Genomic DNA, 11,861 nt, shown 5'->3' with positions numbered 1-11,861 from the left:
TTGTGCAGCAACCGCACAAGAAGTCGCCAGCATCTGGGGCGTTTGTGATCGTGGTGCGCTTGAGCTTTGTCGGCGCGAAATCCAAATGCGTTGGGCACGAATGGGGGATCTACCCCATACCGGGTAGTTCTCGCCGATCTTAGCTTTCTGACAACGGAAACGCTGTCAGGAGCTGAGACAATGGCCCAATTGCAACCTACCCCGGAAGTGACGTTCGCCATGCTTGGCGAGGCGACGGCCCTAATGGCTGAAAGCGCCTTGCACAAGGACCGCACCATTGCCGAAGTCGGAGGCCTCATCTTGCCGCCGCTCATGCTTGGTCAGGTTCGCATCTGGCGGCGCGGCGGATTGCCCGTTGCGCTCGCAACCTGGGCCTGGCTCGACGAAAAAACGGAACGGGCTGTTCTTCACGAAAACCACGTCCCAGACCCTGAGGAATGGAACAACGGTTCCAACCCGGTGGTGATCGATTTCATCGCGCCCTTTGGCGACGGTTTTGCGACCGCGCGAGATCTGAAACGGACCGTATTTCCCGAACGTGCGCTTCGTTCGGTCCGGCGTGATGCAAAAGGCCGCGTTCTGCGCATCGTCCAGCATCCCGGACTGGATCAAAACGGCCGTTCTGTAAAAGCCCGCGCCTTTGCGGCGTGATCCATTCATTTCTCTATTTTAAGGAACTTTCAAAATGGGCTCTTCTTCAAAAAGCATTCATCAGACATACAAATTGTACGGTCTTTACGGCAACAAGGACGGCGGCTCCGGCAATGACAAGCTTTATGGATACTCAGCTATCCGCAACAAGCTTTATGGCGGTTCCGGCAATGACTACATCGAAGGCTGGGCGCCACTGAATTATCTCTATGGCGGTTCCGGAACCGACAAGATCAAGGCCTACGGCGCAACAAATTACCTTTATGGCGGAAGCGGCACCGACAAGCTTTATGGCTATGGCGGCTACAATGGCATGTATGGCGGAACCGGTACGGATTATCTCTACGGTTATGGCGCTAAGAACGTCATGCGCGGCGAATCCGGCACGGACTATATGTACGGCCGCGGCATCTGGAACGATATGGACGGGGGCAGCTACAACGACCGTCTTTATGCATATGGCGCAACCAACATCATGAAAGGCGGCTCTGGCCACGACGGCCTCTACGGTTACGGCGCTTCTAACAAGATGTATGGCGGAACCGGCAATGACACCATGAAGGGTTACGGAGCCTCCAACGTGATGAAAGGGGAGGACGGCAACGACCATATGGAAGGCCGTGGCGCTTCCAATGTCATGTATGGCGGCGCTCATGATGACAAGATGTACGGTTACGGTGCTTCGAACGTCATGCACGGCGACAGCGGCGATGACCACATGGAAGGCCATGGTCTTTCAAATGTGATGCACGGCGGAACCGGCAACGACGACATGTTTGGCTATGGCGCTTCCAATGTCATGAACGGAAATGACGGTGAAGACCATATGGAAGGCCGCGGTGCATCGAATGAAATGCGCGGAGGCAATCACGACGATGACATGTACGGTTACGGCGCTTCGAACATCATGCACGGCGACAGCGGCGATGACCACATTGAAGGCCACGGTCTTTCAAATGTGATGCACGGTGGAACCGGCAACGACGACATGTTTGGCTATGGGGCTTCCAATGTCATGAACGGAAATGACGGCGAAGATCATATGGAAGGCCGAGGCGCATCGAACATCATGCGCGGAGGCAATCACGACGATGAGATGTTTGGTTATGGCGCCTCCAATGTGATGCATGGTGACGCTGGCAATGATCATATGGAAGGTCATGGCGCCTCGAATGTCATGCATGGCGGCGACGGTGCTGACGTGATGGAGGGCAAAGGCCTTTCCAATGTCATGCGCGGCGGTGACGGTAACGATGAAGTCTATGGTCGCGGTGCATCCAACGTCATGCACGGTGAAGATGGCGAAGACCATATGGAAGGTCGCGGTGCTTCGAATGTCATGTATGGCGGAGCGGATGATGACGCCATCTATGGATATGGTGTCTCCAACGTCATTCATGGCGATGACGGCAATGATTTGATCGAAGCCGTGGGAGGCGCAACCGTTGCCAATGGCGGCACCGGGAACGACACAATCAAGGCTGCCGGTGGTGTCAACGTTCTTCACGGTGATGACGGCAACGATACAATTACCGCGATCGGTGGTGTGAATGTCGTTCACGGCGGTGCCGGTGAAGATGACTTGTTCGCGCTTGGCGGCGTCAACACAATGTTTGGTGGAGCCGGTGATGACAAGCTGAAAGCGCTCGGTGCGGCGAACATCCAGTTTGGTGGCGAAGGTGAAGACCTTTTGGCTGCAGCTGGTGCCGGCAATCTGCAGTTCGGCGATGGCGGCAATGACAAGATGTTCGGTCTTGGAACAAATGTTGGACAGTTTGGCGGTGACGGCGAAGATATCCTTGTCGGTGTAGCAGGCCTGAACCTGCAACACGGGGGTGCCGGCGATGATGCTCTGTTTGCGGTTGGCGGTGCGAATATCCAGATCGGCGGTTCCGGCCATGACTTCTTGATGGCTGGCGGCGCGAACAACATTCAGTTTGGAGACCATTTGTGGAGCGCGATCCCCTCAGATCTCGGATTTGACGATGGCAAGTTCGCTGAAGTTATCGAGAATTTCGATGAACATTTCGAAACAGAAGGTGGCGGCATCAACGTTCTGATCGGCGGTGGTACCAACAATCTCCAATTCGGCGGATCCGGCAAGGATTTTGCCTTTGGCGCCGGCGCCATGACGACGCAGGTCATGGGTCAAGGCAATGATGTCATGATCGGCGGCGGTGTTGGTGTTCTTCAATATGCCGATGCTGGCAATGATATCATCGTTGGTGGCGGTCAGGGCGTGGCACAGTTCGGTGGCGACGGGTCAGATGTCATGGTGGCGGCAGCCACTGTTATTGCACCACAATTTAAGGGGGCTGTCTCTTTCCAGTATGGCGGCGCAGGAACCGACATAATGCTTGGCGTGTCCCTGGGTGACGAAGCTGCGGCGACACTCGAATTCAGCAACGACAAGGATGCGAACGGCAACCGCAAGGCCAGCGTGACCGGTGCCTTGCCGGACGAGTTGGTCGTGACCGCACAGCTTGGTGGCGACGGAGCAGATTTGATGATCGCAGGTGGTCCCGGCACGATAGTCCATGGCGGCGACGACAACGATATCGCCTTTGCGACAGCCGATACCAACTCCCTGGTAATGGGAGGTGCCGGCGACGATTTGATCCTCACAGGCGAGAGCCTCGATGATCTGATTGACTCCCTGGAGTTGAACGAAGAAGTCAATGATGGCGACCCTGTCGAGATTGCAGCCATTAGTGCCGGCAACTTGTATTCCGGTGGTTCTGGTTCGGACGTTATTCTCGATGTGGTCGATTTCACAAAGATCATGATCCACGACATGCTTTCTGATGTGCCGCTGGTTCAGGATTTCCGGTCCGCACTCACAAGCACGGTAAGCGCTATAAAGGACATCACAGAACCGGTTTCAGGCGTGCTCGACGTGGCTGCCGCCTTTAGCCCGGAATTTGGTGTTAACGGCTTCGGTTCTTATGAAGTCAAAGCCAATGTCACCTTGGGCGGTGCTGGCGATGACGTTCTTGGCGGCACGGGTTTCCTTTCAGGTGAAGCTGGAGACGATGTCTATGCGATTTGGGCAGATGGCGAAGCAAAGATTGCCGAACGCGCAACCGATGGTGTCCAGTCCTTCCTGGAATCCTTCGGTGTCGACATTCCGCAAATCGATGAAATCAGCCAGGCACCTGATGGCAATGACGTCATCGAATTGCGCAGCTTCACACTCCTGGGATTTGAAGAGGATACGTTCAGCTTCACGAAAACTGCCGACAAACTGGCAATCCATGTTGAGGACAAGACGGTTGCCACTGTCTATGGCATGGACGATGACACGACCGCCGTTGAGTGGTTGAAAGTTGTTCAGGGAGCTGACAGTTTCGCCTTTGACCTGAAGGCGATCTACGATCAGCCGGACTGGGACGATGGTGTTTCTGTAAGCGCCGAAAGCGTTTCCATCGGTTCTGATGTGTTTGCATCTGCAGACATCATGAACCTCCTTGACGGAGCTGCCGACACTCTCGGTTCCTTCGGGGGTGCTGAAGGTGATGCTGTTGCGTCTGACCTGACAACTGCACTTGCTCATGGCACAAGCGCGGTCCAGGTATCAGTTCCGGACACGGATTTTATCTGATTCATATTGGCAGTGAACACACAAACAGGGACGGTCAATCGATCGTCCCTGTTTGTTTGTGCCCGGATAGTTCCGTCACCAACAGTTCAGGTTATGCTTCCGCTTGCCGTTCGCGCAAGACGATATAGATGCCGCTGGCAATGATGATGACAGCACCAACATAGGTCGCAACATCAGGTATCTCCTCCCAGAGCAACCATCCAAGCAGCGTCGCCCAGAGAAGGGCCGTGTAGTCAAACGGTGCAACAACCGCTGCCGGTGCGAACCGGAATGCTTGTGTCATCAAAGTGATACCGGCTGTGCCGAACAAAGCGATCCCCAGGAACAGCCAGATATCCTCAAGACGCGGAGGCACCCATACAAAAGGAAGGAGCAGTGCACTCAGCAGCGCACCGGCACCGACCAGATAAAGCATCAGCGTCCAGACGCTTTCGCGCGGATCGACCCAGCGGGCGCTCAACATCAGCAAGGCATAGAAGAATGCGGTTGTGAGCGGCAGCAGCGAGGCCATTTGAAATGTTCCGAAACCTGGCCTGATGACGACCAGGACCCCAAAAAAACCGGCAAGAACCGCTGACCATCGGCGCCATCCAACTTGCTCCTTGAGCAGCAATGCGGAAATAGCGGTCACAAATACCGGCATTGCAAATATGAGTGTCGTCGCTTCAGCAAGGCCAAGGTAAATGAAACTGGTAAAAAAGAGCCCGGCGGCAAGAAGCCAGAGCACACCACGCAACAGATGAGCAATCGGTCGGTGAGACACGAGCGCGGAGCGGCCGCCCAGCCGCAAAGCGATGAGCGTTGCGAAGGGAAGTGCAATGAAATTCCGGATAAAAATGATCTGGATAGGGGAATAGTCTGCCGTGAGAGCCTTCGCGATTGCGTCGCTGACACAAAGGCTTGCAACCCCGACGCTCATCATCAAGATGCCGGTGGTGACCTGCGATTGGGAGTGTGTTGTGACCGTTGACATGGGCTGTCCTCAGACTGAGTAGGCAACTAATCACCCCCAACGAACCTCAACAAGGCCACTTTGCACCTGAAGCGTCTGTTCATCATAAGCAGAGAAGACAGCGGACCTGTTTCTATTCAGCAGGAAACCTGTAAATAATTGGGAATTAGTAGAAAAATCGAACTTCTTTGATCCATGCAACCTGTTTTATCTCATTGCTGGTTTGAACGGTTTTCATGTTATATTTTTATCTGACTGTCGAAAGCGGGACATCTTTGAAAGGCAGAACTCTGCCAGTCAATCCAACTCACTCCCAAGCCTTGGTTGACAACACAAGGTACACGCTGAGCGAGATTTTTTTTCTGACACAGCATTGCCCAAAGCTTCCGTAATCCTGCGGTTCTTTTGCCAGATTTCGCCATGAGCCTGCGGCCCGTTATGTGAAATGGGAAAGGGTAGATCATGGCCGACAATCCGGTGAACAAATTGAGTTCAAGCGAACAGCTTATTTTGGAACTCGTGAACAAGGAACGACTGGCAGCTGGCCTCGAGCCACTTGCATCCGAAGCACAGCTCAATTCGGCAGCGCAAAAACACTCCGACTGGATGGCATCTGGCCGCGTTCTGGATCATACGGGCGCTGGCGGGTCAGAGCCCTGGGACAGAATGAAGGCAGAGGGTTGGACGGAGTACCCAATGGGCGAAAACATCGCCTATAACCCCTTTAACCAGTCCAAGCCGATATCCGGCGAGTATGTGCCTCAGAAGATCATTGAAGACATGCATGAAGGCTGGATGAATTCATCCGGCCACAGAGCCAACATTCTCAGCGCGAATTATTCAGTGCTGGGCGTTGGTGATGCCATTGGTGGCCACCCGAACTCGCCAGACCATTCTACAAGCTACGCCACGCAAAACTTTGCAGGGACTCAGAAAAACTACGTGACGGGCGTTGTCTTTGACGACGCTGACAGCGACAAGTCCTACGATCTGGGTGAGGGGCTCGGTTCCGTTACAGTCACGATCGTCAATTCCTCTGGCGCGACTGTTGCCTCGCGAGCGACTGATCCCGGCGGCGGATACAGTATTGCGCTGGCAGATGGTTCCTACACGGCCAAATTTACCGGTACCGGCATTGATGGAACAATTGAAAAAACGGTCTCGGTTTCGGGCAAGAACGTCAAACTGGACGTAAAGGATGGCTCTGAAGGCGGTGGCACAACTCCTCCGCCGGTCGGAACCAACGGCAACGACACGATCTACTATTCAAACGGCGACGACTTTTGGACGAATGGCGTTCCAAAGGACATCGGCGGCACAGGCATCGACACGCTGATCATCAACAAGGGCTCGGTCTTCAACACTTCGGGCCTGTCCTGGTATGGTTTTGAAAGGTTCGTTGGCGCAGAGAAGAATGATCGCGTCATCGGCAACGAGAGTGATGTCGACTATCGGCTTGTCGGTGGTGCTGGAGAAGACATACTTCGCGGAAATTCGGGCAATGACTACATTAGGGGTGGTGCAGGCCGTGACGATGTTGCCGGTGGTGCCGGAAATGACATCATCTACTATGGCAGCGGTGACAAGTTCTGGGACAATGGCGCGCCGAAAGACATTGGTGGTGCTGGAATTGACACGCTTGTTGTGGAGACCGGATCGAAATTCAACACCGCAGCGCTCTCCAAATACGGATTTGAGAGATTTCAGGGCGCAGACTAGGATGACCGCGTTGTCGGGGATGATGCCAAGGTTGCTTATTTCCTGAATGGTGGCGGCGGCAACGATATTCTCAAGGGCAATGCCGGAAACGACACGCTCAACGGTGGCTCGGGCAACGACACATTGGAGCCTGGAGCGTCCTCAGGGGGCTTGCAAAAGCTTATGGGTGGTTCAGGAAACGACACATATGTCGTCACATCCAAGGGCGGAAAAATGGAGATCATCGAAATGGCGGGAAATGGCGCGGACAAGCTGGTCTTCAAAGATCTCAACCGCTCCGACATCGAAGCTTCGCGTGACAGCGACAACAACATGGTCCTGTCATGGGACAGCAGCCCCGGCGAAATCACCATCAATGACGCAGGCGCGGATCTCGAGCAGTTCGTCTTTGCCGACGGCACTGTTCTGCAACCTGACGATTTTGCGATCGTCTGACCTTCTTCAGAACTCGCTCCTAGGGGAGCGGGTTCTGTCACATCAGATGTTCCAGGACTGAAAAAACGCGCATCAGGCTAGACTTTAATTCTGCCACTTGCCAAATCCACTTGAGCGTTTGGTGAAGGCCTGCATGCGTGCAATGAACCTGGCTGTGATATTGTGAAAACGGTCAGCACAACCTAACTTTCAGTGGAGACCAGCAACACTAGGTGTATCCATTGAAACGATCCCTCGGACCTCAAGAAACGCTATTTTCTGAACTGATACGTCGAGGCAATGGCGGAATACAGCTGGTAACGATGGCGAAGTTTGACGTCTCTCCAACAGTTTCGGAGCTTCGATCGGCGCTGAAACGGATCCACAACCGTCACCCCATGATGCGTGCTCGAATAGAGGGGCAAGTTTCCCGCGACTGGGTTGTGGATGTTCCATTTGAACAAATTGAAATCGCGGGCCACACCGCAGGAGAAGCGTTTGACGTCGAAGCGTTCTACTCCGAAATTGCCAAACCGGTCCTGGACATTTCAACCGTTTCCTGGCGTGCCTATCTGGTGACCGGTCAAAGCGATGAGGTTACCTGGATTGCTCTGGTGACCAATCACGGGGGGATCGACGGACGCTCGGCATTGGTCATTCTCAATGACCTTGACCGTTTGCTGAACGAACCGGAAACCTGGCAATCGGCAACGTTGCCGATGACTGCGCCCGTGGAGAAAGGACTGGCCGCGAGAGGTTTTTCCGGGGATCGGTCCATACTCTCGTCCTGGCCGAAAGAAACCAATTGGCCCGTCAACCAGCCCGCCGTCAGCAGTCGACGCATACCGCATGGCTTTTTACGTGTCCTGGAACCTAGGACCTTGGGTGCACTTCATGCCCGCTTGAAACAAAACGGGTTGCATCTTGCTTCGGCTTTTGGCGCAGCTGCAGTCAAGGCGGCGTCGGTTTTGCCAGGGGGGACGGGTTGGACCGGCATCGTTGCCCCAACGGACGTTCGCGACGATTGCCTCCCGGCCATTTCGCATGATGCAGTCGGGGAATATGTAGCCGGTATCAATCTGCTCCTGGGACCGGAATATCGTGAAGCAGATACACTTGAGATTGCTCGTGCACTGCAGACCCAGTTCAAGGAGCATCGTCTACCGTCCCTGTTGATGGATGCAGAAGTGCCTCTTGCCGTCACTCTGGCAACGGTCGACCAGATGTCGGCAGCAAACAATGCCTTTGTTGGCGGGATTTGCGTCACCGATGTGGGCGACCTTGAACAGCTTTCCAGTCGTGCGGTGGGCTATTCCGAGCTTCTTCTAATGCCATCGCAGAACCATGGCATTCATCCAGTGCTGGTTGCCATTGTCTCGACGGCAGCCGGGGTATGTTTGTCCTTCGGCTACTCGGAACCTTTGCAGACGCGTGAAACTGCACATGCCTTTGCTAACAGCTACGTCAAAGTTCTGGAAGCGCTCGCAGCCTGAGACGCTTGGTAGACTATTCTTCGGTGCCTTTGAGGACATCGTTGCTGCAAGAGGTGAGGCCAAGGAAATAGATCTGTCTGTCATGATAAGCCCAGTCGCAATCGGAGAACAATCATGCTGCCAAGAGGGATGACACTCCTTGCCGTCTTTTTCTTCTCAACCCAGCCAAGTGCTGCATTCCACGACTATATTGATCGCAACTCCAATACCGTAACGACGACACATCAGGCAGCCTATCGGGTCAGCATCATCGAAAGCTTTGAACCGCTTGGGGAATTACATCATCGCCAGGAGAGCAATGGACGGATGTTCAAGGTTTCCTTTGCAGCCTTTTCAAAGGGTTCGGACATTGTCCTGATCCACGCTGAAACGCTCGAGGAGCCAACCGGCATCCTGGACTACGGGCATCTCGATCAGGTGAAGATGGATGGTGTTGCAGTTTCAATCAGGGAGCAGTGCGTTCCCGCAGAAGCGGAAGCGGCATTGGCTGACAATCCGGAAGCGAATTTTGTCAAAGACAATGGCTTTGACCTCCGGCTACCGTTCCTGCTGACACAACACTTGATAACGTCAGATGATGGAAACGCAGAAGTCGTCATCTCATATGGCAGAGGCGTCGAAGATTGCGATGTGATTTCTGAAAGTATCAGGAAAGACATCAGGTTGCGTGTAGAAAACTCAATCACATTGGAGCGTTTAACGGATTAGTTGGTGTTTCGAATTGTTGCCAGGGGAACGTATGACGTTCCTCCTGTCTTTGATTGATATGAGTTCCGGTCCCGCAACGAAAGCCTGCCTGCGGTGAGCTCGCCAAGTCATCGTTTCTCTTAGCGAAAAGACCCTGTCTAATTTGGCGCCGGGCAGCGGTTCAATGGACCATTTTTGACCGGAAAATCCCACCGGAGTGTGAGTTCGCCCTTATCCAGTTTCACGCCCAGAAAATATTGTCGAACGCTGTCTTCTCCGCAACGCGCATGGGCAGCTGAAAAGAGCCCATTTTCACGCCTTTCAACCGGCCCCCAGCTGAGCATGCACCACAACTGGCCCTGCCTGAGCCACTCAGGTCCGATCTCAAAGGGCTCTGAGAGCACGGTTCCACCAGGCTTTAGCGGCACACGCGCGCATTGTTTTGCAGTTCCCCAGGTCCCGAAAAAGCTTCCGTGTTCCCCAGCACCAGCGGGCAACACAAGCACTGTCAGTAAAGCGATCAGAAGGGCCGTGCGCATGGAAACTGAATAGCCGCAAGAATCTTCAGCCACCAATCACTTCGGTTTGATCAGGCCGCTGAAACTCCAACGAAGTCAAGCACAAGGCCTGACGAACGGTTGAAGCTCACAGCTCCCTAATGTGTTTGTGATTGGCAGGTCACTGCAACAGAGCTCTACCGTGCTTCAAGAGTTGAACGACCCATCGCATGCGGTTGCGCTGTAGGCGTGGGTAACTTGGGAAAGGCGACAGAATGGCAGTGGCGATCAGCTTTCGGTCCCGTTTGAAACTCGCAGCCTTCATGGCGGTGCTGGTGTGTCTCTTTTGTATGGAAGACTTGCGGGCACAAGACGCCGGCAAGCTGCCGGACTATGTGATCGAGACCTATGGCGAACGCCCGGCGGTGCCGGATGGCCCGCTTTCAGAAGAGCTTCAAAAAGCAATCCGATCGGCGTTCGTCGACAGTGTCACACAATCAGCCTGGGGCAGGGACCAGGTGGTTGCCTTGTCGGAAATCGCAGCGTCGAAGGACCCGCGCATTGCCTGGATCATTGGCGATCTGATGCGTTTCATAACATCGCCTCAGCTGAATGTGGCTCTCTCAACGGCGGCCTCGGATCTTTTGGGCAAGGATCTGCGCCGACAAAACGCCTGGGGTGTCCTGACGGATCATCTCATTGCCTGGCACATTCCCGCACCTCCCGGGTATCTGGAGGTCAAGCGCGAGATTTTTACAAGCGTCATCCCGGGCTGGGACAAGATCTTTATCGAGGGCGATATCGATTGGCGAATGGTGTCCTGGGGCGGTGTTCTGATTGACAATCGGCCACACGACAAAACCGATGAGCTGTGCAACTGCATACCGGCGGCCGACAACCCGGAAGTGATCAGTGCTCAAGAGGCAACCTGGCTCAAGGACGACGATATTGTTTTCGGAGTCACGGTAAACGGCGAGTCCCGCGCTTATCCTCGCCGCATCATGGAAGTGCGCGAAATGGTCAACGATACACTCGGCGGCCGTGATCTGGGCATTCCCTATTGCACCTTGTGCGGAGCGGCCCAGGCATACTTCACCGACCGCATGCCGGAAGGCATTGACCGTCCGATCCTGCGCACCTCAGGTCTTCTGATCCGGTCCAACAAGGTGATGTACGACCTCAACACCTATTCAGTCTTTGATACATTTCTGGGTCATGCGGTGACGGGCCCGCTTGCGGAAAAGAACCTGCAACTGGACCAGGCAACGGTGGTGACGACTGACTGGGGCCGGTGGAAAAAGGAGCATCCCGAGACCACAGTGCTGAAAGAGCGTTATGCCCTCGGCCGTGACCCGGATTTCCGCAACACCCGCGACGCAAATGGCCCGATCTTCCCCATCGGCGACATCGATCCGCGCTTGCCCGTTCATGAGGACATCATCGGCGCGTTGACTGCCTCGGGCAAACCGGTTGCTTTTCAACGCAGCAAGGCAATGGCAGCCCTTCAGAATGGAGAAGAAATCGCCTTTGAAAACGTGCGTCTCAAACTGGATGCCGGGGGTATCCGTGCGCAAGACGCCGATGGCTCCGATCTCGGCAGTCACCAGGCCTTCTGGTTCGCCTGGTCGCAGTTCCACCCTGGTACAGCGCTTTGGCCGGAGTAACGGATCAAGGACACGGTACCTGTTGCTTATATCTTCGGGTCCGGTTCATGGCTTGAATTCCAAACAACTTAGCCATCTGTTTCGGAATGCTTGTGGCGGCGTGGCCAAGTATTGCATCGCTGATAGACCTCAGATCGCATTTTTCCGCATTGTGTAAGTCTTGGTACCTGCAACTCATCGAAT

Annotated in this window: 9 protein-coding genes and 1 pseudogene; 8 read left to right on the top strand and 2 right to left on the bottom strand. The window is 54.5% G+C overall.

Features of this window, described 5'->3' with window-relative positions; genetic code table 11:
- The first annotated feature begins 180 nt into the window (after positions 1-180).
- Positions 181-651 (top strand): toxin-activating lysine-acyltransferase, encoded by a 471-nt coding sequence (locus tag Q0835_RS00295; protein ID WP_265681413.1) that lies wholly within the window; start codon positions 181-183, stop codon positions 649-651.
- A gap of 34 nt (positions 652-685) precedes the next feature.
- Positions 686-4,252, top strand: a complete 3,567-nt coding sequence (locus Q0835_RS00290; RefSeq protein WP_298957713.1) for a calcium-binding protein — start codon at positions 686-688, stop codon at positions 4,250-4,252.
- Positions 4,253-4,343: 91 nt separating this feature from the next.
- Here Q0835_RS00290 and Q0835_RS00285 read toward each other — a convergent pair whose 3' ends face one another.
- Positions 4,344-5,225 (bottom strand): DMT family transporter, encoded by an 882-nt coding sequence (locus Q0835_RS00285; protein WP_298814199.1) that lies wholly within the window; start codon positions 5,223-5,225, stop codon positions 4,344-4,346.
- Positions 5,226-5,666: 441 nt separating this feature from the next.
- Here Q0835_RS00285 and Q0835_RS00280 point away from each other — a divergent pair, with 441 nt between their 5' ends.
- The 5 genes and pseudogenes from Q0835_RS00280 to Q0835_RS00265 all read left to right on the top strand — a co-directional run bounded on the left by Q0835_RS00280 (position 5,667) and on the right by Q0835_RS00265 (position 9,538).
- On the top strand, positions 5,667-6,923 hold the full coding sequence (locus tag Q0835_RS00280) for a CAP domain-containing protein (protein ID WP_298957712.1): 1,257 nt from the start codon (positions 5,667-5,669) through the stop codon (positions 6,921-6,923).
- A 42-nt stretch (positions 6,924-6,965) separates the two neighbouring features.
- Positions 6,966-7,037 (top strand): annotated as a pseudogene (locus Q0835_RS30315) (hypothetical protein); the annotation flags it as partial.
- Between the two features lie 48 nt (positions 7,038-7,085).
- The gene (locus Q0835_RS00275) at positions 7,086-7,358 is read left to right on the top strand and encodes a calcium-binding protein (RefSeq protein WP_298957710.1); all 273 of its coding nucleotides are present in this window, start codon (positions 7,086-7,088) and stop codon (positions 7,356-7,358) included.
- Positions 7,359-7,660: 302 nt separating this feature from the next.
- Positions 7,661-8,830, top strand: coding sequence for a hypothetical protein (locus Q0835_RS00270; protein ID WP_298957708.1), 1,170 nt, complete (start codon positions 7,661-7,663; stop codon positions 8,828-8,830).
- A 114-nt stretch (positions 8,831-8,944) separates the two neighbouring features.
- Complete coding sequence (locus Q0835_RS00265; protein WP_298814191.1) at positions 8,945-9,538, top strand: hypothetical protein; 594 nt, start codon at positions 8,945-8,947, stop codon at positions 9,536-9,538.
- 137 nt (positions 9,539-9,675) lie between these two features.
- On the opposite strand, the gene Q0835_RS00260 is transcribed toward Q0835_RS00265, so the two are convergent.
- Positions 9,676-10,089, bottom strand: coding sequence for a hypothetical protein (locus tag Q0835_RS00260; protein ID WP_298957705.1), 414 nt, complete (start codon positions 10,087-10,089; stop codon positions 9,676-9,678).
- A 200-nt stretch (positions 10,090-10,289) separates the two neighbouring features.
- Here Q0835_RS00260 and Q0835_RS00255 point away from each other — a divergent pair, with 200 nt between their 5' ends.
- Complete coding sequence (locus Q0835_RS00255) at positions 10,290-11,678, top strand: DUF3179 domain-containing (seleno)protein (protein WP_298957704.1); 1,389 nt, start codon at positions 10,290-10,292, stop codon at positions 11,676-11,678.
- The last annotated feature ends 183 nt before the right edge of the window (positions 11,679-11,861 follow it).

This window comes from uncultured Roseibium sp., assembly GCF_947499295.1.
In the GTDB taxonomy this organism is placed as follows: domain Bacteria; phylum Pseudomonadota; class Alphaproteobacteria; order Rhizobiales; family Stappiaceae; genus Roseibium.
This window is presented reverse-complemented; position numbering and strand designations above follow the sequence as displayed.